The organism is Martinezella sp. CNPSo 3732, assembly GCF_057784515.1.
Map to the genome: position 1 here is coordinate 36362 of NZ_JBXSOO010000018.1, position 21533 is coordinate 57894.

General features: G+C 58.4%; 19 protein-coding genes. 8 read left to right on the plus strand and 11 right to left on the minus strand.

Annotated elements, in window-relative coordinates:
- Window positions 1-64: 64 nt before the first annotated feature.
- From AC13RM_RS24130 to AC13RM_RS24165, 8 genes are all read right to left on the minus strand, one after another.
- Window positions 65-1033: an ABC transporter substrate-binding protein gene (locus tag AC13RM_RS24130; RefSeq protein WP_488555756.1), complete on the minus strand. Its 969-nt coding sequence runs from the start codon at window positions 1031-1033 to the stop codon at window positions 65-67.
- Between the two features lie 323 nt (window positions 1034-1356).
- The gene (locus AC13RM_RS24135) at window positions 1357-2415 is read right to left on the minus strand and encodes an aminomethyl transferase family protein (RefSeq protein ID WP_488555757.1); all 1059 of its coding nucleotides are present in this window, start codon (window positions 2413-2415) and stop codon (window positions 1357-1359) included.
- The gene (locus AC13RM_RS24140) at window positions 2304-2696 is read right to left on the minus strand and encodes a hypothetical protein (RefSeq protein WP_488555765.1); all 393 of its coding nucleotides are present in this window, start codon (window positions 2694-2696) and stop codon (window positions 2304-2306) included. The genes AC13RM_RS24135 and AC13RM_RS24140 overlap by 112 nt, the downstream gene beginning before the upstream one ends.
- A 215-nt stretch (window positions 2697-2911) precedes the next feature.
- Window positions 2912-4144: an ABC transporter substrate-binding protein gene (locus AC13RM_RS24145; RefSeq protein WP_488555666.1), complete on the minus strand. Its 1233-nt coding sequence runs from the start codon at window positions 4142-4144 to the stop codon at window positions 2912-2914.
- Between the two features lie 34 nt (window positions 4145-4178).
- On the minus strand, window positions 4179-5138 hold the full coding sequence (locus tag AC13RM_RS24150) for a branched-chain amino acid ABC transporter permease (protein ID WP_488555667.1): 960 nt from the start codon (window positions 5136-5138) through the stop codon (window positions 4179-4181).
- The gene (locus tag AC13RM_RS24155) at window positions 5135-6016 is read right to left on the minus strand and encodes a branched-chain amino acid ABC transporter permease (RefSeq protein ID WP_488555668.1); all 882 of its coding nucleotides are present in this window, start codon (window positions 6014-6016) and stop codon (window positions 5135-5137) included. The genes AC13RM_RS24150 and AC13RM_RS24155 overlap by 4 nt, the downstream gene beginning before the upstream one ends.
- On the minus strand, window positions 6016-6726 hold the full coding sequence (locus tag AC13RM_RS24160; protein ID WP_488555669.1) for an ABC transporter ATP-binding protein: 711 nt from the start codon (window positions 6724-6726) through the stop codon (window positions 6016-6018). Before AC13RM_RS24160 ends, AC13RM_RS24155 begins: the two co-directional genes overlap by 1 nt.
- The gene (locus AC13RM_RS24165; RefSeq protein WP_488555670.1) at window positions 6726-7511 is read right to left on the minus strand and encodes an ABC transporter ATP-binding protein; all 786 of its coding nucleotides are present in this window, start codon (window positions 7509-7511) and stop codon (window positions 6726-6728) included. The genes AC13RM_RS24160 and AC13RM_RS24165 overlap by 1 nt, the downstream gene beginning before the upstream one ends.
- 238 nt (window positions 7512-7749) lie before the next feature.
- Between AC13RM_RS24165 and AC13RM_RS24170 the strand changes: the two genes are divergently transcribed.
- The 7 genes from AC13RM_RS24170 to AC13RM_RS24200 all read left to right on the plus strand — a co-directional run bounded on the left by AC13RM_RS24170 (window position 7750) and on the right by AC13RM_RS24200 (window position 13852).
- A complete protein-coding gene (locus AC13RM_RS24170) occupies window positions 7750-8940 on the plus strand; it encodes a cytochrome P450 (RefSeq protein ID WP_488555671.1) in 1191 nt (396 codons plus the stop codon).
- On the plus strand, window positions 8940-9965 hold the full coding sequence (locus tag AC13RM_RS24175) for an amidohydrolase family protein (protein WP_488555672.1): 1026 nt from the start codon (window positions 8940-8942) through the stop codon (window positions 9963-9965). Before AC13RM_RS24170 ends, AC13RM_RS24175 begins: the two co-directional genes overlap by 1 nt.
- Window positions 9966-9994: 29 nt before the next feature.
- Window positions 9995-10909 carry an ABC transporter substrate-binding protein gene (locus AC13RM_RS24180; RefSeq protein ID WP_488555673.1) on the plus strand — a complete coding sequence of 305 codons (915 nt, stop codon included), beginning with the start codon at window positions 9995-9997 and terminating at the stop codon, window positions 10907-10909.
- Between the two features lie 90 nt (window positions 10910-10999).
- A complete protein-coding gene (locus AC13RM_RS24185) occupies window positions 11000-11707 on the plus strand; it encodes a 4-carboxy-4-hydroxy-2-oxoadipate aldolase/oxaloacetate decarboxylase (protein ID WP_488555674.1) in 708 nt (235 codons plus the stop codon).
- Complete coding sequence (locus AC13RM_RS24190; RefSeq protein ID WP_488555675.1) at window positions 11700-12257, plus strand: cupin domain-containing protein; 558 nt, start codon at window positions 11700-11702, stop codon at window positions 12255-12257. Before AC13RM_RS24185 ends, AC13RM_RS24190 begins: the two co-directional genes overlap by 8 nt.
- Complete coding sequence (locus tag AC13RM_RS24195) at window positions 12254-13495, plus strand: NAD(P)/FAD-dependent oxidoreductase (RefSeq protein WP_488555676.1); 1242 nt, start codon at window positions 12254-12256, stop codon at window positions 13493-13495. The genes AC13RM_RS24190 and AC13RM_RS24195 overlap by 4 nt, the downstream gene beginning before the upstream one ends.
- 36 nt (window positions 13496-13531) lie before the next feature.
- Window positions 13532-13852, plus strand: coding sequence for a 2Fe-2S iron-sulfur cluster-binding protein (locus AC13RM_RS24200; protein WP_488555677.1), 321 nt, complete (start codon window positions 13532-13534; stop codon window positions 13850-13852).
- 653 nt (window positions 13853-14505) lie between these two features.
- On the opposite strand, the gene AC13RM_RS24205 is transcribed toward AC13RM_RS24200, so the two are convergent.
- The 3 genes from AC13RM_RS24205 to AC13RM_RS24215 all read right to left on the minus strand — a co-directional run bounded on the left by AC13RM_RS24205 (window position 14506) and on the right by AC13RM_RS24215 (window position 18842).
- Window positions 14506-15939: an NAD(P)(+) transhydrogenase (Re/Si-specific) subunit beta gene (locus AC13RM_RS24205; protein ID WP_488555678.1), complete on the minus strand. Its 1434-nt coding sequence runs from the start codon at window positions 15937-15939 to the stop codon at window positions 14506-14508.
- A 19-nt stretch (window positions 15940-15958) separates the two neighbouring features.
- Window positions 15959-17533 carry a Re/Si-specific NAD(P)(+) transhydrogenase subunit alpha gene (locus tag AC13RM_RS24210; RefSeq protein WP_488555758.1) on the minus strand — a complete coding sequence of 525 codons (1575 nt, stop codon included), beginning with the start codon at window positions 17531-17533 and terminating at the stop codon, window positions 15959-15961.
- A gap of 181 nt (window positions 17534-17714) precedes the next feature.
- Window positions 17715-18842, minus strand: a complete 1128-nt coding sequence (locus tag AC13RM_RS24215; protein WP_488555679.1) for an S-(hydroxymethyl)glutathione dehydrogenase/class III alcohol dehydrogenase — start codon at window positions 18840-18842, stop codon at window positions 17715-17717.
- 403 nt (window positions 18843-19245) lie between these two features.
- On the opposite strand from AC13RM_RS24215, the gene AC13RM_RS24220 reads away from it, so the two are divergent.
- Complete coding sequence (locus tag AC13RM_RS24220; RefSeq protein WP_488555680.1) at window positions 19246-21465, plus strand: methyl-accepting chemotaxis protein; 2220 nt, start codon at window positions 19246-19248, stop codon at window positions 21463-21465.
- Window positions 21466-21533 lie beyond the last annotated feature (68 nt).

Below are 21533 nucleotides of genomic sequence, written 5' to 3' on the forward strand. Positions count from 1 at the left end.
TTGCGGTTTTCTATCACCGCATGAAACATCAAGACAGCCCTGTCGATATCGGAACCCAGTCCGCTTACCTGGCGTTTTTGACGAACTCCGTCGTATAGGTCCTGGAAAGATCGATCTGCTTGCCTTTGACGTTCTTGGAGAACTCCGAGAGAACAGTCAGGACAGTTTCAGGACCTCCCTCAGGCATCATTCCGTCAGGTGTGAACATGCCCTTGCTTGCCTCAAGCGCTTTGACATAGCCGTCCTTGTCGCCGACGTAGAAATCCTTCGGCATCTTATCGGCGATCTCCGCGGCAGAGTGCGTGTCGATGTATCGCATTGTTTTTACAAAGGCGCTGACCAATTTCTGGACTTCCTCCTTGTGCGCGTCGACCCAGGAACTTTCCATGTACAGCGATGCAAACGGATAAACTCCGCCGAGTGCCGTTCGTGTCGATTCGACGGTGCGAAGGTCCACCAGCACCTTGGCTTCGTTTGTCTTCAGCAGCCGTGACACGGTCGGCTCGGTGGTCATTCCAGCCTGGATCTGATCCTGCTGCATGGCCGCGATAAAGGTCGAGCCTGCGCCGACGGGAACGGTCGTCACATCGCCCGTCTTCAATCCAGCCTTCGATGCCATGTAGAGTGTCAGGAAATTCGTGGAGGAGCCAAGCCCGGTTACGCCGAGCGCCTTGCCCTTGAAGTCGGCCGGCGACTTGATTTCCGGATGCTTCGTCGAAACCAGCTCCACTTCGCCGGGAACCTGCTGCAGCTGCACGACCGACTCGACGAACTTGCCCTTCGATTGCAGATCCACGCAATGGTCGTAGGAGCCAACGACGCCTTGAACGGCACCCGCAAGCAGCTGATTTTCGGCATCCACGCCAGCCGACTCGTTTAACAGTTCGACATCAAGGCCTTCATCCTTGAAATAGCCGAGCGCTTCGGTGAGCTTGGCCGGCAGATAGATCTGCTTTTCATACCCGCCGACCATGATGGATATCTTGTCGGCGGCTTTGGCAGGCGTGCCCGTGGCTACCGACGCAATCGCCATACAGATAGCTGCGCTCGAAAAAAACTTGTCTGTCATGCGCATGAAACTCCTCCTCAGTCCATAACGATCACTTGGGCGACGCGGCTCCTATCCGTCATGGGGCGCGACGCAGACAGGCAAACATGCACCTTTCTGCCGCGGGAATGACCGACCATTCCCATCTCCACGTCAGCATCAAACAGACTAGCGACCTTTGACGGGTCGTGCAATTGCATTTTATAATTATATTAGTCTTTATCGTGAGCGAGATGGAAGCGTCGCTCGGCAACGACATGAAGCGAAGTTGCGAAGAGGCGCGCTATCAGTGCAGATGACAGAACCTATTATTGCTGGCCGGTCTTGATGACCTTGTCGAAATACGGTGCCGGCGCCACGGTGACGCGGATTTCGCGCACATGATGGCGGTCCACAGTCCGCCGCCGGCTATCCGGCTCACCCCATAGCAGGGTAAGTTCGGTACCGGGCGTGGCGTGTTCGATGTTGACGAGCGCAAGCGAAATGAAGCGTCTTGCATTGGCGGAATAGGCAGACCACTGCGATACACCGGCGCGTTTACCGCCCTTGAGAACCGCGTCGGATTCGAATGTCGCATACATTGGCGTGGGAAGAGCGACGAAGCGACCAGGTGCCCCCTTGTCGAAGAGGGAAGCCTTGATCGTTGCCGCAATGTCGTCATCGTTCCAGACGAGTGTCACCTTTGTGCGCTTCTGGTTGGCTGCCCTGTCCTTGAGTACATCCCGACCGAGGAAGTCGCGGTTCCAGTCAAAGAGCCCGCCATAGCCTAGCTCGATCGGATCAACGTAGTAGTCCCCGATACGATCAGAGAGGAAGCTGCCACCAAGCGACGCGATCGATTCCAGATAATAGTTGTTGAGCCATTCGCGATAGGGCTTCATGTCGGCACTGTGATAGATCGCCGGCAATGGCATGGGCATCCAGCCGGATTCCTGAGCCGTCGTGGAATAGGCGAGCGCGCCGATCTTGCGTATGCCATATTTCTCCCCAGCCTTTTCGAGTGCTTCCCGAACCGCCTGCTGATCATCCCATTTGCCATAGAGGTCGAAGCCCGGCGTACCCGCCATGCCATGCCGCAGCGCCCGCACGTTCTTTCCGGCGATTTGGAACTCGCCGATGAAGAAGAATTTGATTTCCGGCAGCGTATTTTCCGTCACGTCCTGCATGAGGGCCAATGCTTGCGGTCCCTGGATCTGCAGCCGGAACACATCGTGGGGCGCCTGGCGCACCGACCAGTTATCATTCTTCTCTGCGCTCACGTCCAAAGATGTGGCCTGTGCGTTATAGAGCAGCCAATCACTCGCAAACGGTGCGCCGACAACGCGGAAAAACTCTTCCTCCTCGCGAAAAAGAATTGCGTCGGCGATATAATGGCCGTCATGACCTGCCAGCGGATCTGCTTGGCGCGGCGCACCTGAAACGGATCGAACCTGTTGAGCGCAAACTGTGAAAGGAAGGCGATGACGTCGCGCCCGCGCAAATGCAGTTCGGTCATGTGATGGGATTGCTCCAGAAGCGCCACGCCGTCCTTCCACGATCGCACCTCGTCGCGCCAATTGGTGAATTCGGGTGGTATGCCCGGAAAGACATAGGGGCCAATGTTGGACCCGCGCAGCAAATTCACCGCTCCGCCTGCTTCGTTGATCAATGTCTCGAGAGTCCTGGTCATTCCTCCAACGACAGCCATAAGTTCTCCTCCCTTGGCTTGTGATATCCTCGCGCTCTTTCGCTGCACCGGTCAGGCTTGGCGAGCGCGAACGTCGCAGGCATGGGTGCCCACATCCGCAATCCCTTATCTCGCTCCACTTGGCTGAGATCGGATGAGAACGCCAGCGCAACCGGTCCGGCGTCCTCATCGCCGCATCACTCCTTCGTCTTGCCTTCAAAATGCAGGACGTCGCCGAGCGGCACGTACTTCTGGCCGTCGAACTGATAGAGCTGCAGCGCTTCGATCGGGAAAATGTCGCTGCCCTCCTTGGTGGTCATCGTAATGCCATTCAGGAGAAGTGGATTTTTCCAGCCATCCATATTCTGCACCACCTTCATCAGTTCCTCGCGTGTCGGCGTCTTGAGCTTCTGAAGTGCCTGGATCAAGGAATCGCCGATGGCGTAGCCGGTCTGACCGATCGTGTTTGCAAAATTAAAGTTCACCTTGGCCGCGGAGATGGCGGAAAGGTAACGATCGACGCCCTCGTCACCCGACGGCTTATCGCTGATGATGGGCTTGAGAAAATCTGACGTGATGATGCCCTTGGCGTTGTCCAGTCCGACCGACTGGAGGACCGGGTAAGCCGACGAAAGGTTCGTGACCAGGGTTAAAGGCTTCCAGCCGCTTTCGGATTGAAAGCGGATTGCCTCGCCGCCCTGGCGAGGCGCCGCGATGATGACGAGGGTATCGGCGCCAGAGGCTTTCAACGTCGAGAGCTGCGTTTCGACGGTCGGATCCTGGGATGTGACCGGCTGGCGGTCCAATACCTTGACGTGAGAGCCCTCGATCGAGCGGTCGAACGCCTTCATGAAGGTCTGGCCGGTCTCGGTGTTGAGATAGAGAATGGCGACTTTCGCATCGGGCTTGTGGGCCTTCAGATATTCGGCAAACGAGTCCGCCTCGGTAGAGAAGGACGGGACGAAGCCGACCTCCCACTTCGGAGCATTCAAGGCAACGACACCTGAATACATGAAGACATTCGGGATCTTCTTCTGGGTGATGTAGCGGCCGATCGCAAGGTTGTTTGGTGTTGCTGCGGTACCTACGAGCGCGAATACCTTGTCCTGTTCGACCATTTTGCGGACGTTGGCCAACGTGCGCTGGGGATCGAGGGAGTCGTCTTCGATGATCAGGTCGATTTTGCGCGTTTTTCCATCGCCCATTTTAACGCCGCCTTCGGCATTGGCCTGCTCGATACGGGCGCGGATGCCTTCCGCAACACCGCCGACCACAGCGACCGGTCCGGTCAAGGGACCGGTAACGCCAATCTTCACCGAGCTATCGGCTACACCCGGTGTGGTCTCGGCTGCGCTGGCGTGTGTTGCAACAAGCAGCGCGGCCACGGCCAACTGCATTGTGCAGCCCTTCAGCTTGGAGACAAATTTCATATCAGTTCCTCCCATTGTTCGGTCGCGGGCCTCCTCAGCCTGCTGTTTTCCGAAAGATCATCGAAAGCCATTTTTCGACGAATCCAGTAACGCCATTGCGCGCGACCATCATGATCAGGATTAGCGCCAGGCCATAAATCAGGTTGCCGAGGCTGAGGTTGATGTCGGAGGCCCAGGTCGGAACGAAGACCATGAACAGCCCGCCGACAAATGCTCCGACGATACTCGTCACTCCGCCGACGATGCTGCCGATTACGATGTTGATGGACAGGATCGCCAGAAACGACTCAGGGCTGATGAAGCCAGTGACAATGGCGAACACGCCGCCGCCCATGCCCGCAAGTGCCGAGCTTCCAGCGAATGCCCACAATCGCGTGCGTGTCAGGTTCACACCGAGGGCCTCTGCGATCTGCGCATTGTCGCGTTGAGCCCGTAGCGCGCGTCCGACGTCGCCGAAAAGCAGCAACGCAACCAGAAGGGCGGCGATCCCCGCGCATCCGAGGCAAATGACATAGAGCCAAACCTCCGGGCTGAGGGGAAGCCATTCAGGCGGTTCAAGAGCGTCGATCGGAAGACCCGAAACCCCGCCCGTGAAGTTTCCCATTTTCAACACGAGCTGAGGGAAGGCAGCAGCGATACCGAAGGTGACAATTGCCAGCTGCAGGCCCTGAAGCCGCAGCGCCGGCAGGCCGATCGCGAGTCCGACCAAAACCGTCACCGCCGCCGAAACGGGAAGAGTGGCGAGCGGAGCAATGCCGTAAGTCGCGTTCAATATCGCTGTCGCATACGCACCGACGCCGAAGAGCGCACCTTGTGCAAGGCAGATCTGTCCCGCAAAGCCCATCAGCAGGTTCAGACCGAGAATTGCGATTGCGTAGGCGATCGCAACGCATATCTGCTGGTGTGCGTAGTCCGGAACGATGAATGGGATCAATATTGCCACAAGTACGAACAGACCGAACTTGATCAAGGCCGGGCGGAATCCACCACTCATAGTTTTGTCACCTTGTAGGAACCGAACAGGCCGACCGGCTTCACGAGCAGGATGGCCAATGTGAGGACGATTGGCACAGCAATGCGCATGTCAGCGCCAATGAAAGGAAGGTAAGTGGCACCAAGGCTTTCGGCGACGCCAACAGCCAAGCCGCCGACAATTGCACCCAGCGGACTATCCCATCCGCCGAGAGTCGCGGCAGCCAAGCCATAAAACAAAATCGGCGCCATCATTGTCGGGCTGAGGAAGAGACGAGGCGCAATCAGGATCGCCGCAAGAGCACCAATGACCGCCGCGAAACCCCATCCGAGCATCAGCATGCGCTCGACGTCGACGCCGACAAGGACGCTGCGAGCCCGATCGAAGGCGGCCGCGCGCATCGACAACCCAAGTCTTGTGAAGCGGAAGATGAAACCGATGGCGGCCGCGATGAAGATCAGGATCGCCAGCGTGCCTGCTGCCGATGCGAGCACGCGAACCTCGCCAAAGTTGAAGCCGCCATCGGGGAACAGGCTTGGGAATGAGAGTTGTTCAGCGCCCCAGATCCACATGCACATGGCCTGGAAGGTGACGAATATTCCAAGCGTGACCACGACGACCGCCTCCACGGACGCGCTCATCAATGGCCTGATCACGAGACGGAATGTCACGATGCCTGTGACGAATGCGACCGCCAGGCTTGTAAGCACCGCTAGCCAGAGCGGGACGCCCCATTGCATCATCTGCCATGCGACGTAAGCCGAAAATGTTGCCATCTCGCCCTGGCCGAAATTCACGACATTCGTCGCCCGGAAAATCAGGACGAGCGCAAGAGCGAGTGCCGCGTAGATGGCACCCGTCGTCAGTCCGCTCACGACGAGCTGCAAGAAGAGACTCATCAGGCAACTCCCAGATATGATTTCTTGATGTCCTCATTGTTGATAAGGTCGCTTGCCGCCCCGCTTGCGACGATTTGGCCGGCCTCAATGACGAAGGCGCGATCGGCGTATTGAAGTGTGATGTCAACGTTCTGTTCGACCACGAGCAGCGTCATGCCGTGCTCCTTGTTCAGCGTCTTAAAGATCGCCAGGATTTCCTGCGTGATCGAAGGAGCAAGCCCGAGCGAAGGCTCGTCACACATCAGGAGCTTCGGGCGGGACATGAGTGCGCGGGCAACCGCGAGCATCTGCTGTTCGCCACCGCTCAGGTTCCCAGCCAGTTGGTCCCGCCGTTCGCGAAGACGGGGAAACGTTTCGTACCAGCGCTCTTTGTCTTCCCGCACCTGTGATCGATCGGATATGATCGTCGCACCAAGCGATAGGTTTTCGTCGACGGTGAACTCCGTGAAGGTGCCGCGGCCTTGCGGTATCTGAGCAATTCCGAGCGCAAGACGCTTTTGCGCGATGGTTCTTTCCAGTGCCCTTCCGCAGAAGGCGACCGATCCCTTAAACGGAAGCAGTCCCGAGACCGCGCGTAAAAGCGTTGTCTTCCCTGCCCCATTTGAGCCGAGCAGCGCGACGAACTCACCTTCACACACCGACAACGAACAGTCGAACAACGCTCGTGTCTTGCCGTAGAATACGGAGAGGTCCTTGATGTCGAGAAGCATTACGCTGCCCTCCCCAGATAAGCCGAGACAACCGCGTCGTTCGAGCTGATTTCGCTCGGAGTGCCTTCGGCGAGATTACGGCCGAGATGGAAAACAACGATCCGGTCGCACAGCCCCATCACCAGGCCCATGTGGTGTTCAATAAGGAGGATGGAGAGATTGCGGCTCTTCCTTATTCCGTCCAGCAAAGTGCCGAACTCGTTGACCTCGCCATGCGTCAACCCTCCTGCCGGTTCGTCGAGAAGCAACAGCTTGGGATCTGACGCGAGGGCGCGGGCAATTTCCATCCGCTTCTGCAGTGGATAGGGAAGCACACCTGCTTTTCGCGCCGCCATATCGGCCATGCCCATCTCTTCGAGGATAGCCATCGACTTTGCGCACACCGTCCGCTCATCGGCCCGTGATCGCAAAGGGGTCAGTATCGCCCGTGCAAACTTGCTGCCGAGTTCATGGTGGGCGCCGAGCATGACATTCTCCAGAACCGTCATGGAGGCATAGATGCCGAGGTTCTGGAAGGTCCGCGCGACGCCGAGGCCGATCATGTCCCGAACCCTCGCGCCTTCAATTGGTACCCCATTCAAGACAATGGTGCCTGTGTCGTAGGCCGCAAGACGGGTGATTGCATTGAGAAAGGTACTTTTGCCCGCACCATTGGGTCCGATCAGGCCGCAGATTTCGCCCGAACGTATCGAAACGGAGACGTCGGTAAGCGCCTTGATGCCGCCGAAGTGCACTGAAATGCCGCGGGCTTCAAGCACGGGGCGCGCGTCGACGATGCTACTCATTTCCACTATTTCCTCCCTCCGTGAGCGGTCTCCCCGACGAGCTGTCCAATTTCTGTGATTGACAGCTATCTCCGCTTTGGATACCAATAAGTATCCGAAGACGTTTCGGTATGTCAAGTATCAATCGCATGTGGATTGGCTTGCACGAAATGGCCTCGAGAGTTGTCTGCCATCGGGTTGGAGCCGGAGGCGGCAAGACAATCGAATGCCCCGCCCAAGGGGCGATGGGAGGATATCCATGACAGGAAACAATAGCGAACTGACGGGCGAGAACCTGTATCGAGATCCGTATCCGGTCTACGCAAGGCTGCGTGCGGAAGAGCCGGTCGCCTTCTTCGAAGGCACCAAGGAATATTTCATCACGCGATTTGACGACTGCCGCACGATCGGCGGCAACGACAAGGTGTTTGGGCCCTCCGGATCAGTCGATCGCCCTGAAGCCCGCGTCATGGGCATGCCGAACGTACTGACCATGTCGGGCGAGGAACATCAATGCCTTCGCGAAGGCATTGATCAAAATCTTACACAAGAGCGCGTGCGCTCGTTTGTCGAAGGCCTGACGCACCCGGTCGTGCAACGTTACATCGATACGATCAGGAAGAACGGAGAGGCAAACCTTACGACCGAATTCTTCGAGCCAATTTCGGTGCGGTGTATCGGCGACGTCATCGGTCTGACGGACACCCCTAACGAGACGCTCGTCGAGTGGTTTCACGCGATGGCGCTCGGCCTTCAGAACGTTGCGAACGACCCCGCCATATGGAAGCGTCTTGACGATGCGCTCGCAGACATCGACAAGCAGATGGGCGACCTCTATCAGGCCTGCTTAACCAAGCCCAACAACTCCCTCCTCAGTCACGTCATGTATGGTGGCATGCCGAAGGGCGAGGTTCGCAGTTGGGAGGAGATTTCCCCCACCATGCGCGTCATCATTCTTGGTGGTCTTCAGGAGCCAGGCCATGCGGCTGCGAACGCGTGCACAGGTCTTCTTACAAATGCCGAGCAGGCCAGGATCATGGCCGAGCAGCCTCAGGAAAACGCCTTGCGCGCCTTCGACGAAGGGTTGCGTTGGATCGCTCCGATCGGCGTGACGCCGCGCGTCGCCCGAGAGGATTTCGCGATTGCCGGAACCGTCATTCCGCGAGGAGCGTCAGTGGCAATCGTCATGGGCTCCGCCAATCGTGACGAGACCCGCTTCGAAGAAGCCGACAAGTTCGACATGTTTCGCAAGAAGAAACAGCACCTCTCGTTCGGCTTCCGCCCACATTTTTGTTCGGGACATTTTCTGTCCCGCGCCATGGGCGAGATTGCACTTGCGGAAGTGTTCCGTCAGTTGCCCGAGCTTCGGCTCGACCGATCGCGCGAGATCCAGGGCAAGGGCTGGCGGTTCCGCGGTATTTCGGATCTTCCCGCGAAGTGGAACGCGTGATGTCACTCATCATCGACTGTCATGGCCACTTCACTACCGAACCGCCGGAGCACCACGCTTTCCGCAAAGCCCAGGTCGCTTTTGCGGAAGGCACGTCGTCGGATCGCCCAGTCTATCCGGGCATCCCTGACAAGCAGCTTCACGACATCATCGAAGCCAATCAGCTCAAGATCCAGCGTGAGCGCGGCTCGCACGTGACACTTCTTAGCCCCCGCGCCTCCGGCATGGGGCACCATCTGCCGAACCTGCCGGTGGCGAAAGAATGGGCGCGGGTTTCGAACGACACGATCGGTCGGGTCGTCGACATGTTTCCCGACAACTTCGCCGCGGTCTGCCAACTTCCGCAAACTGTGGACGGCGATCTTTCGGCAGTCATCGAAGAACTGGCGCGCTGCGTCGACAATGGCTTCGTCGGTTGTAATCTCAATCCCGATCCATCAGGGGGCCGCTGGAGCGCGCCGCCAATCTACGACACCTGGTGGGATCCGCTTTGGGAGGCGATGGTGGGGCTTCAGGTGCCCGCCATGATCCACGTCTCCGGCTCCTGCGAACGTTGCCTGCATACGACCGGAGCGCATTATATCAACGCCGATACCGCGGTTTTCATGCAGCTTATCCAGGGAGACCTGTTCGAGCGTCATCCCGATCTCAAGCTGATCATACCGCATGGCGGCGGGGCCGCTCCCTACCATTGGGGGCGTTATCGCGGTCTGTCCATCATGCTCGAAAAGCCGGGCCTGGACACGCACCTCATGAACAACCTGTTTTTCGATACCTGCGTCTATCACCAGGCGGGCATCGATACGCTGTTCCGCGTCGTCGATACGAAGAACATCCTCTTCGGCTCGGAACTGCTCGGCGCCGTAAAGGCAATCGATCCCGAGACCGGTCATCCCTTTGATGACACCAAGCGATATATCGACCAGCTCGACCTTGGCGAGGATGAGAGACGAGCGATCTTCGAAGCAAATGCGCGACGGGTCTACCCGCTGCTGGACAAAAGACTCCAAGACCGCGGCCTTTAAACAGCCCGAAATCCATAGGGAGATTTCAAATGACCTCAATCCAGAAACTCAGTCTGGCCGGCGGAGCGCAAGGCTTCAACTGGCTACCGGTTTTCGTGGCGGAAGAACACGACATTTTCGCCAGGCACGGGCTGTCGATCGAGTACATGAAGATGGGGACCGTCGACAAGGCCACCAGTGCCGTGTTGGAGGGCGAGGCCAACCTCGCAATTACACCTCCTGAAGGAGCCGTTTCAAACTTCGTGCAAGGCGGCCCGCTCAGGGTAATCGCCTCAAACTCGAACAGATTGCCGATGTCTCTTGTCGCCCAGCCATCCGTCAACTCCATCCAAGATCTCCGAGGCAGGAAGGTCGGGACCTCTTCGCTGACCGAAGGTACGGCAATCTACACCCAGATGCTTTTGTCCAAGGAAGGATTGCGTTACCCCGGCGACTACGAATTCGCGCTCGCGGGTATTCACACGAAACGTTGGGAAGCGCTTCAATCCGGTGAAATCGACTGCGCTCCGCAACCGGCGCCCTGGAATTTCCTCGCCGAAAGGCAAGGCTTCAATCTCATCGGCGAGATCAATGACGTCATCCCGCAAATTGTCTTCGCGGCGATCATTGGACGCGCGACCTGGCTGGAGGCAAACCGCGACCTCGTGATCCGCTTTCTGCGCGCGTTGCGGGAAGCCTATGCGATCACCAGCGATCCCGGCCGAGAGGAGATCACCCTTCCGATTTTCCAGCGGATCACGACCAAGGATGACAAGGATCTTGCGCTGCAGGGCTTGCGCTATATGCGCGACATGGGAATGTGGCCCGACGATCTTTCGATCCCACAGCAGGCGTTGGACACCACTATCGACCTTATGATCCGCGCCAGCCTTCTGGACGAAGCCACCCGGTCCGCGTCTGTAGGCGTCTTTGATCCCAGCTATCTGGACGCATCGGCTTCATAGCCAAAAAGCGGCTCCAAACCGGCGCAGAATTCGCGGGTTTGAATTGACATTCCATATGGAATTTGCATACTTATTGGTATTTAGAGTGGCATGCCCGCGCCAATATGGGGCAGGCCCGGGAGGATTCTGGTGAGAGTAGTGACAAAGACGCCGCGGACTGACCGCGCGGTATGCGAGGCCCTGGGCAAACTTGGCGTCGCCACGGTCCATGAAGCGCAAGGCCGAAAGGGGCTTCTGGCTTCGCATCTGCGGCCCGTGCTCGAGGGCGCGCGCATTGGCGGGACGGCCCTGACATGTGAAGTTCCGCCCGGCGATAACTGGATGATCCACGTCGCCCTCGAAATGGCCCAGCCGGGCGACATCTTGGTGGTTGCGCCGACCTCCCCCTGCACCGACGGATACTTCGGCGACCTGCTCGCCACCTCGTGCAAGGCGCGGGGAATCGTCGGCCTGGTCATCGACGCCGGCGTGCGCGACATCGCCGACCTGCGGGCGATGAAGTTCCCAGTCTGGGCGAAGGCGATCTCGGCCCAAGGCACGGTGAAGGAGACGCTGGCGAACGTTCAGGTTCCGATCGTATGCGCCGGCGCCGCGATCGAACCGGGCGACGTGATCATTGCGGACGACGACGGCGTGTGCGTGGTCAAACGCGACGAGGCGGAAGCGGTCCTTCAGAAAGCCCTTAAACGGCAGCAGATGGAGGACGAAAAGCGTGCACTCTACGAGTCCGGCCAATTGAGCCTCGACATCAACAATATGCGACCCCAGTTGAAAGCAAAAGGCCTGACCTATGAATAAGGGAGCAGACATCCGCATCCCGCGCCGGGTGGTTACGGGTCTTAAAGACGGCAAGTCGGTTTTCGTCAGCGACGGTCCGACGCCCAACGCTCACAGATATGACTCCGTACCAGGTCACCTGACCTCCGTCCTATACGCCACGCCGGCAAAGCCAAGCTTGCCGCAGGACCATGCCGAACAGGCACCGCCGCACACTCTGATCACACCCGAAGCGGGCGAGACGAAGCTCATGATCGTGGTTTTTCCACCGGATTCGGTCTTTGCTACCGTCGATCCCGCGGCCGCGTTTGCGGAACAGGCGCTACACATTTCCGGGCTGATCCAGGCATTTGAGGCGGACGCGCCCGGCATGCATACCACGAACACAATCGATTACGACATCGTTCTCGATGGCGAGATCTGGCTCGAACTCGATAACGGTGCGGAAACCCTCCTGAAACAAGGCGACATTGTCGTTCAATGCGGCACGCGCCATGCGTGGCGCAACAAGAGCGACAAGCCCGCCACCATGTGCTTCGTTCTGATCGGTGCAGAAAGAGTGACGCCATGACGCAGGACGTCCTCACGGGCACTTTCGATTGCATCATCGTCGGCGCGGGACACGGCGGTTGCCAGACAGCGGCAGCACTTCGTCAAGCCGGCTTCGAAGGAAGCATAGCGCTGATCGGCGCCGAGCCGGAGGTGCCATACGACCGGCCATCATTGTCGAAAGAGTATCTCGCCGGGAAGAAGACGTTCGAGAGGATGCATTTAAGGCCGCAGGATTTCTGGAGTTCCCGCAATGTGGAACTCTTGCTGAGCGCACGCGTCGTTACGGTCGATCCAATCGCAAAGACGGTCACTCTGGAAAATGGCGCGCGCTATTCATATGGCAGCCTCGTCTGGGCCGCGGGCGGAGAGCCGCGCAAACTTGTCTGCCCCGGCAGCGAGCTTTCCGGCATCTTCTATATCCGCTCGAAGGCGGATTGCGACGCGCTCCTGGCCGTTCTTTCAGATATCAGAACGATCGCAATCATCGGAGGCGGCTATGTGGGCCTTGAGGCGGCGGCGGTGTTTCGAGAACTCGGCAAGGAGGTCGTCCTTGTCGAAGCGCTCGACCGGGTCCTCGCCCGAGTGGCCGGAGAACCCATATCCCGCTTCTATGAACGCGAGCATCGCGACCACGGGGTAGAGATCCGCTTGAACAGCGGCGTCAAAGCCATCGCCGGGCGCAACGGCCATGTGAACGGTGTGCTGCTGGAGTCTGGCCAGTCGATTGAAGCCGACATCGTCGTGGTGGGCATCGGCATCGTGCCGTCCGCCGCCCCGCTTCTGGCCGCCGGAGCCGAGGGCAGCAACGGCGTGGATGTCGACGAATACTGCCGCACGTCGCTACCCAACATCTATTGCGTCGGTGATTGCGCAAAACTCATCCATGGTGCCGGCATCAGGATCGAGTCGGTGCAGAACGCCACCGATCAGGCGACGACAGCCGCAAAAGCCATTTGCGGCGACGACAAGGCCTATGACGCGTTGCCCTGGTTCTGGTCCAACCAATATGACCTGAAGCTGCAGACGGTCGGCCTCAATGTCGGCTACGACGCCGTCGTCCTGCGGGGCGAGCCGGCCAGCCGCAGCTTCAGCCTGGTTTATCTGAAGAACGGAGCGGTGATCGCATTGGATTGCGTGAATGCGCCGCGAGACTATGTCCAGGGGCGGAAACTCGTCGAACACGCGGCCAAGCTCAGCAGCGACCGATTGGCTGATATCTCTAAGCAACTCAAGGAACTGCCCCTCGAGACCAATTGACGGTCCGAGGTTCTCAGTCGGAACACGGAAAAATCAATGGCTACGATCTCACTGCGTACACGCGACGGCGAACTCCATCACTTCGAGGGGCGTATCGGCATGTCGCTGATGGAAAACATCCGCAACGCCGGCTTTGACGAACTCCTGGCGATGTGCGGCGGCTGCCTGTCCTGCGCCACCTGTCATGTCTATGTCGAAAGCCTCCCGGGCGGCGGGCAACTACCCGATGCCTCGATCGACGAAAGCGAATTGCTGGAGGGCTCAGATTATCGCGAGGACAATTCCCGTCTTTCCTGTCAAATTCCATTTGATCAGGCTCTTGACGGCATTGTCGTAAGAATTGCTCCCGAGGAATAACCCGTAATAAGATGCGCCGCGTTGGGCCACGTGAGCCTCTTCGCGGCGGGTATATCATCGTGGGACAGAAAAACCTCAGGGAGAGCCATTGGCGGCTGACGCGATCGTTATCACGATCGCGTCAGCCGCCAATGGCAAATTCGTTGCGATAGCCAAGCAGGTAAATATCTCTCTCGATGCGCCAACCGAGGCGTGTCTCTCGCACTCGATCCGGACGAGTTTGCGCGTCAATGAATTTTCGCGCGGCGATTGAGCCCTCGAAATTGCGAGAATCCCTTCAAGCAGGCAGTGAAAGCGCCACTCGAACCGGAGCAGCTGATACGCGCTGCGGCCACGAGATTGCGTAGGTGTCGGGCTGGCTGTGAAATCCAGTTCTCACGCCAGCCTTACCCCGACGCTAGCGGCGCGGACCGTGATCCTCCAAACCGGTGTAGTAGACGCATTCACGCACCTCTCGGCCTGCGGACATGCAGAAATGCTGGAATTGTCGGGTTCGGAGAATTCGAACGACGACCGGAAACCGACTTTTCGGCAATTGGTCCTCATGTATCGCAGTTTGGGCTTATACTGCGATCTCCGGATTCTCCCGGCATGGGTCACAGATGTTCACCCCTCGGGGAAACCTCCCCGACAGATCGGGGAGGAAGATAGATTCAGGCCAAAGCGGGAAGAAGTTGGTCAATGCTCTTCTTGGCGTCGCCATAAAACATGCGAGTGTTTTCCTTATAGAAGAGCGGGTTCTCAATACCGGAATATCCGGTTCCTTGGCCGCGCTTAGAGACGAACACCTGCTTGGCCTTCCATACCTCGAGAACAGGCATGCCAGCGATCGGCGAGTTCGGATCCTCCTGCGCCGCCGGGTTGACGATGTCGTTGGAACCAATCACGATCACGACGTCGGTCTCATGAAAATCCTCGTTGATTTCATCCATTTCAAGCACGATGTCGTAGGGCACCTTCGCTTCGGCAAGGAGCACGTTCATGTGACCTGGCAGGCGCCCGGCGACAGGATGGATCGCGAAACGGACAGTCTTGCCGGCGGCGCGCAGTTTGCGCGTAAGTTCCGAAACCGATTGCTGGGCCTGGGCGACCGCCATGCCGTAACCAGGCACGATGATAACGCTGTCGGCATCGTTCAATGCCGCGGCGACACCGTCGGCATCGATGGCAATCTGCTCGCCGGTGATCTCGATCTGCGGACCGGCCGTGCTGCCAAAGCCGCCAAGGATGACCGATACGAAGGAGCGGTTCATCGCCTTGCACATGATGTAGGAGAGGATCGCACCCGACGAGCCAACCAAAGCGCCGGTGACGATCAAGAGGTCATTGCCGAGCGTGAAGCCAATGGCTGCCGCCGCCCAACCGGAATAGCTGTTCAGCATTGACACCACGACCGGCATGTCGGCCCCGCCGATCCCCATAATCAGGTGATAACCGATGAAGAAGGCGAGTGCCGTCATCAGAGTGAGCGTCCATACACCGGCTCCATCGAAATACATCACCAGCAGCGCGAGCGAGGCGATGGCAGCGCCGGCATTCAGCAAATGACCGCCCGGCAGCTTCCTGGCCTTGCCGTCCAATTTACCGGCGAGTTTGCCAAAGGCGATCACTGAACCGGTGAAGGTGACGGCGCCGATGAAGACGCCAAGGAAGACCTCGACCTTCATGATTGACAGTTCCACGACATCCTTGTGAGCCAAAATGGCGCCAAATCCGGTGAGCGCTGCGCGCGAGGCTTCATCGAGACCAGCGACCTGGACCGCTTCAATATGGGCATTGAAGCCGATAAAGACGGCGGCAAGACCGACGAAGGAATGCAGCGCCGCAACGAGTTGCGGCATTTCCGTCATCTGCACCCGGTTCGCCACGTAATGGCCGAGCACCGCGCCGCCGGCAATCATCAGCGCGATGATGAACCAACTGCCGACGCCGGGTCCGAAGATCGTGGCGATTACGGCGAAGGCCATGCCGACAATGCCATACCAGACGGCGCGCTTGGCGCTTTCTTGGCCAGAAAGGCCACCGAGCGAGAGGATGAAGAGAACCGCTGCCGCAACATAGGCGGCTGATACGATACCGATGGTCATTTTTGAAGATCCCTATCGCTCAAGACTTCTGAAACATGGCAAGCATGCGTCGCGTGACCAGGAAGCCGCCGACAATGTTAACGGTGGCGATCAGTACCGAAAGGGCAGCAAGCGTCGTAACTAGCCAATTGCCCGAGCCGATTTGTAGCAGCGCGCCGAGGATGACGATGCCGGACACGGCATTGGTCACCGCCATCAGCGGTGTATGCAGTGAATGCGACACGTTCCAGATGACCTGGAAACCAACGAAGCAGGAGAGCACAAAGACGACGAAATGGCTCATGAAGCTCGACGGGGCATAGGCGCCAACAAAGAGCAGAAGTGCCGTGCCGATGGCGAGCAGCACCGCTTGATTGCGGGTCTGCGCCTTGAAGGCAGCCAGATCCTTGACCCGCTTTTCCTCTGGCGTCGGCTCCTTCACCTTCTCCTTTGGTCTTGCGGCCGCGATTGCCTGCGCCTTCGGTGGCGGCGGCGGATAAGTGATCTCGCCATCTTTGGTGACGGTTGCACCCCGGATGACGTCATCGTCCATGTTGTGGACGACAACCCCATCCTTGCCCGGCGTCAAATCCGTCAGCATGTGGCGGATGTTGGTCGCGTAAAGCATCGAGGCCTGCGCCGCCATGCGGCTCGGAAAATCCGTGTAGCCGATAACGATCACGCCATTGTCGGAGACGATCTTCTGATCCGGCACGGTGAGATCGCAGTTGCCGCCGCGTTCGGCGGCAAGATCGACGATCACCGAGCCCGGCTTCATCGCCGTCACCATATCGGCAAGCCACAGCTTCGGCGCATCCCGGCCCGGGATCAGGGCCGTGGTAATAACGATGTCGATCTGAGGTGCCAGTTCGCGGAACTTGGCCAGTTGCTTTTCTCGGAACTCCGGCGAAGACGGCGCGGCATAGCCACCTGTCGCGGCGCCATCCTGCTGCTGTTCATCGAAGTCGAGGAAGACGAATTCCGCCCCCATGGATTCGATTTGTTCGGCCACTTCCGGGCGCACATCGAAGGCATAGGTGATGGCGCCGAGTGAAGTTGCCGTGCCGATGGCTGCAAGGCCTGCAACGCCAGCGCCAATCACCAGGACCCTGGCCGGCGGCACTTTGCCGGCGGCCGTCACCTGCCCGGTGAAGAAGCGGCCAAAATTGTTTCCGGCCTCGATCACCGCACGATAGCCGGCGATGTTGGCCATCGAGGACAAGGCATCCATCTTCTGGGCGCGCGAGATGCGCGGCACCATGTCCATGGCAATGACGTTCACCCCCTTGGACTTGGCTTGTTCAAGAAGGTCCTGGCTCTGCGCCGGATAGAAGAAGGAAATCAGCGTCTTGCCGGGTGCAAGCTGCGCTATCTCGCCGGCATCGGGTGGGCGAACCTTCGCAATCAGGTTGGCCTCCGCATAAAGATCTTCGACATTATCGAAAACGGCGACACCAGCTGCGCGATATCGATCGTCTGAGTACCCAGCCGCCTGGCCGGCACCCGCTTCGATCATGCACTGATATCCGAGCTTTTGAAGCTCTCGAGCGCTCTCTGGCGTCAGAGCGACCCTCAACTCTCCAGGGTTCGTCTCCCTGGGAGACCCAATTTTCATCATTGCTGAACTTCCGGCCCAGCCGGCTCCTCTACCCCAATCCCCGTCGATGGCGGGGTAACCGAACGGGTGGCGAAAACGTGCAAAACGAACCTGTTTTGTCTAGTGCATAGAGACGCAAATTTGCTGGTTCTCGTCGCCCTTAGGACTTCCTAAATCGATTTTTATTTATTGGCCCCACTCAATACACGACGACGCCTCTGACGCTCTTTCCGGAATGCATGAGCTCGAAGCCCTTGTTGATATCTTCGAGCGGCATGGTGTGGGTGATCATCGGATCGATCTCGATCTTGCCCTCCATGTACCAGTCGACGATCTTCGGCACATCGGTGCGGCCGCGGGCGCCGCCGAAGGCCGTGCCCATCCACGAGCGGCCCGTCACCAGCTGGAACGGACGCGTCGAGATCTCCTGGCCGGCGCCGGCAACGCCGATGACCACCGACTTGCCCCAGCCGCGATGGCTGGCTTCCAGAGCCTGGCGCATCACCTTGGTGTTGCCGGTGCAGTCGAAGGTGTAGTCGGCGCCGCCGATCTGATCGGCCCCGCGCTTCGTCATGTTGACGAGATAGGGCACGATGTCGTCGCCGACCTCCTTCGGATTGACGAAATGCGTCATGCCGAAGCGCTCGCCCCAGGCCTTCTTGTCATTGTTGAGATCGACACCGATGATCATGTCGGCACCGGCAAGCCTCAGGCCCTGGATGACGTTAAGGCCGATGCCGCCGAGGCCGAAGACGATGGCGGTTGCGCCCATCTCCACCTTGGCGGTGTTGATGACGGCACCGATGCCTGTGGTCACACCGCAGCCGATGTAGCAGATCTTGTCGAAGGGGGCGTCGGGATTGACCTTGGCGACGGCGATCTCCGGCAGCACGGTATAATTGGCGAAGGTCGAGCAGCCCATGTAATGATGGATCTTGTCCTTGCCGATCGAGAAGCGCGAGGTGCCGTCCGGCATCAGGCCCTGGCCCTGGGTCGAACGGATCGCGGTGCACAGATTGGTCTTGCGCGAAAGGCAGGACGGGCATTCGCGGCATTCGGGGGTATAGAGCGGAATGACGTGATCGCCCTTCTTCACAGAAGTCACACCCGGACCGACATCGACGACGATGCCGGCACCCTCATGGCCGAGGATGGCAGGAAACAGGCCTTCCGGATCGGCACCCGAGAGCGTGAAATCATCGGTATGGCAGATGCCGGTCGCCTTGACCTCGATCAGCACTTCGCCGGCTCTTGGCCCCTCCAGCTGAACCGTCATCACCTCAAGCGGCTTGCCTGCCGCAACCGCGACCGCTGCTCTTACGTCCATGATTGGTATCCTTCCCGGTTGTTGCCGAAAGCGGCTGACGTGGTGTGCGACCTCGCCGGCAGTTATTTTGATGTGTCATATGGCTATCCAGGCACCACCGATTTCTCGATGGCGCCTAGCGAAACGGAGAACATTGTTCCCAATCATAAACCAAGGCCATTCCCCTCCCTGCGAGCGTTGTTCTTGACCGATGCGTTGGTGACGTAGAACCGCTCATCCTGAACCGCGCTAAGCAAGGCCATCAGAGAGAGGCATTTAACATACCAATACGAATGTGCATACCAAAAAGTATCTGAAATAGTAAATAATTGCCGTTGGGACGAAATCAAGGAGCGACGGATTTATCGAATCTTAAATACGATTTGGTATTTGGATGTCTGACGGTATCGGGAGGAAACGTTCAATGTCGGCAATCATGAATAAAGTCGCACTTCGGGCTGCTCTTTATGGGGCCGTTGTCCCGCCTGTGATCGCGATGACATTCTTTGGCGGGTTAAAGATTTGGGAATCGTACGAAGCTTACAATAACGCCGTTCGCGTTGCGCTCGTTCAGCGTTTTGCCAATACCTCGGGCGAGCTTGCGCAATCGCTTCCCGCCGAAATGTTCTCCCCACCCGGGGTGATCGAATCGGCGCGTGCACGGACCGACGATGCATTTGCTAACCTCTCCCGCACCTATGAGCAACTGAGTAAAGACGGGAAGCCGGATTCCGTCTTTGCAGCCGATTTCAGCTTTCTTCAAGACAGCAAGCAACGCTGGCTTGCCTTCAGAAACCGAGTGAAATCGAACCATGATGCACTCAATAAGGAGTTGTTGGCCGAAGGCACCGCTTTGGTACCCCTTCCGGCCGCCGCGATTGATATCGTCCGCAGAGCCGGCAGCGAGACGGCGGATCCTGATATTGCCGGATTGCTCCAAGGCTACTACGCCCTGATGCAGGTCAACGAGGCATCCACCATGGAAATGGCGAATGGGGCTGTCCATCTTTCGAACACGGAGCTTTCCGCTCTTCAAAAGACCCTCGTGATCAACTCCAAAGTCAACTTTGCCAATTTTCAAAGCACCGCATTGGAGCGGTTACCAGACGTCGTGATGGACGATTACAAGGCGTTTCTTGCCTCAGACGACGAAGCCTTCATCGAGGGTGTGAGAACCGGCCTTTATAGCCTGACCACATCCGGCGTCTCTGATCCGGACAAAGTGGCAAGATGGCAATCCGTAACGTCCCATAGGCTGGGAATCCTCAAGAAAGCATTTTCCGACACGCGTGGATATTTGGAAGCGGCTTCCCGTCGAGAGATCGCAAGAGCCCGATTCGAGCTTACCGCGTTCAGTATCGCTACCATAGCGCTTTTGCTTCTGATTGCCGCTGGATCGATGGTGCTTACCTCTAATATCACAGAATCGCTGAAGCGCATCAACGATCGCATGAAGCGACTGACGGAAGGGGACACCAGCTCGGATGTACCGGGCATGACCCGCTCAGACGAAATCGGGCAGATGGCGGGAGCGGTTGAACAGTTCAGGCAAAATGCAATCGATAGGGAAAAGCTGGAGCGAGAGGCCAACCTCCTGAGATCTCACGCAGAATCCGAGCGTGCGGAGCTTCAGAGCCGGACCGAACGCGAGACGGCCGAAAAGCTTTCGCGAGCAACTCGGGGCCTGGCGGGTGCAATGCGCTCTATGGCGAGAGGAGACCTTTGTTGCGAGGTTGGGGATCAATTTTCGGATGAGTTCGAAGCTCTTCGCCATGACTTCAATACGTCCGTTGTCCAACTGCGCACCACGCTGACGGCTGTTGGCCGTTTGGCCGAGGTGGTGGACAAGGAAAGCCTGGATTTCTCCACGGGATCTTCGGCCCTATCGCGGCGCACGGGCGAGCAGGCGGCAGCTCTCGAGGAGACCGCCGCCGCACTCCACGAAATAACGACGAACGTCGCTGCAACGACGAAGCGCACGACTTTAGCTCGTGATGCGGTCAAAGACGCAAGCCATAAGGCCGACGCGGCAGCATCGGTGGTCCGAAGCGCAATTGCGGCCATGGGGCAGATTGAGGACAGCTCTCGAAAGATCAGCCAGATTATCGGCGTTATCGACGAGATCGCTTTCCAGACCAACCTTCTTGCGCTCAATGCAGGTGTTGAAGCGGCCCGAGCGGGAGAGGCTGGAAAAGGCTTTGCAGTGGTGGCACAGGAGGTTCGTGAACTGGCGCAGAGATCCGCGACGGCCGCAAAGGAGATCAAGGCTCTGATTTCAAATTCGGCTAATGCTGTCGGTCACGGCGTCGGCCTCGTCAGCGACACAGGAGCAGGGCTTGGAGACATTGAGCGGCTCGTCAAGGAAATCAGCAGCCACATGGATGCAATTGCCGGTGCAGCGGAGGAACAGGCTTCTGGATTGGCTCAGGTCAATACAGCCATCACTCAATTTGACAAGGCCAACCAGAAGAACGGCGGGATGGTCGAGGATATGGCTCAAGGTGGGATGCGTCTGGCCGAGGGAAGTGCCGAGCTTCGTTCCATGCTGTCAGCATTCCGCCTGAGCTTTTCAGGGAACGCAGACCGAGGCGGCCCCGATGGCCACTCCACAAGCGTCAGCAGGACGATATCCGCCGCGGCCTAGCGCCACGCTGTCAATCACGATGGAAAACAGCGCCGCCGGCTTTTAGGCGACGACGCCTCCTGTCTTTG

Excerpts from the sequence above, each read along its gene's own strand:
- AC13RM_RS24130 (WP_488555756.1), bottom strand. The coding sequence starts at position 1,033 with ATGGCGATTGCGTCGGTAGCCACGGGCACGCCTGCCAAAGCCGCCGAC.
- AC13RM_RS24145 (WP_488555666.1), bottom strand. The coding sequence starts at position 4,144 with ATGAAATTTGTCTCCAAGCTGAAGGGCTGCACAATGCAGTTGGCCGTG.
- AC13RM_RS24150 (WP_488555667.1), bottom strand. The coding sequence starts at position 5,138 with ATGAGTGGTGGATTCCGCCCGGCCTTGATCAAGTTCGGTCTGTTCGTA.
- AC13RM_RS24155 (WP_488555668.1), bottom strand. The coding sequence starts at position 6,016 with ATGAGTCTCTTCTTGCAGCTCGTCGTGAGCGGACTGACGACGGGTGCC.
- AC13RM_RS24160 (WP_488555669.1), bottom strand. The coding sequence starts at position 6,726 with ATGCTTCTCGACATCAAGGACCTCTCCGTATTCTACGGCAAGACACGA.
- AC13RM_RS24165 (WP_488555670.1), bottom strand. The coding sequence starts at position 7,511 with ATGAGTAGCATCGTCGACGCGCGCCCCGTGCTTGAAGCCCGCGGCATT.
- AC13RM_RS24170 (WP_488555671.1), top strand. The coding sequence starts at position 7,750 with ATGACAGGAAACAATAGCGAACTGACGGGCGAGAACCTGTATCGAGAT.
- AC13RM_RS24175 (WP_488555672.1), top strand. The coding sequence starts at position 8,940 with ATGTCACTCATCATCGACTGTCATGGCCACTTCACTACCGAACCGCCG.
- AC13RM_RS24180 (WP_488555673.1), top strand. The coding sequence starts at position 9,995 with ATGACCTCAATCCAGAAACTCAGTCTGGCCGGCGGAGCGCAAGGCTTC.
- AC13RM_RS24185 (WP_488555674.1), top strand. The coding sequence starts at position 11,000 with ATGCCCGCGCCAATATGGGGCAGGCCCGGGAGGATTCTGGTGAGAGTA.
- AC13RM_RS24190 (WP_488555675.1), top strand. The coding sequence starts at position 11,700 with ATGAATAAGGGAGCAGACATCCGCATCCCGCGCCGGGTGGTTACGGGT.
- AC13RM_RS24195 (WP_488555676.1), top strand. The coding sequence starts at position 12,254 with ATGACGCAGGACGTCCTCACGGGCACTTTCGATTGCATCATCGTCGGC.
- AC13RM_RS24200 (WP_488555677.1), top strand. The coding sequence starts at position 13,532 with ATGGCTACGATCTCACTGCGTACACGCGACGGCGAACTCCATCACTTC.
- AC13RM_RS24205 (WP_488555678.1), bottom strand. The coding sequence starts at position 15,939 with ATGACCATCGGTATCGTATCAGCCGCCTATGTTGCGGCAGCGGTTCTC.
- AC13RM_RS24210 (WP_488555758.1), bottom strand. The coding sequence starts at position 17,533 with ATGAAAATTGGGTCTCCCAGGGAGACGAACCCTGGAGAGTTGAGGGTC.
- AC13RM_RS24215 (WP_488555679.1), bottom strand. The coding sequence starts at position 18,842 with ATGGACGTAAGAGCAGCGGTCGCGGTTGCGGCAGGCAAGCCGCTTGAG.
- AC13RM_RS24220 (WP_488555680.1), top strand. The coding sequence starts at position 19,246 with ATGTCGGCAATCATGAATAAAGTCGCACTTCGGGCTGCTCTTTATGGG.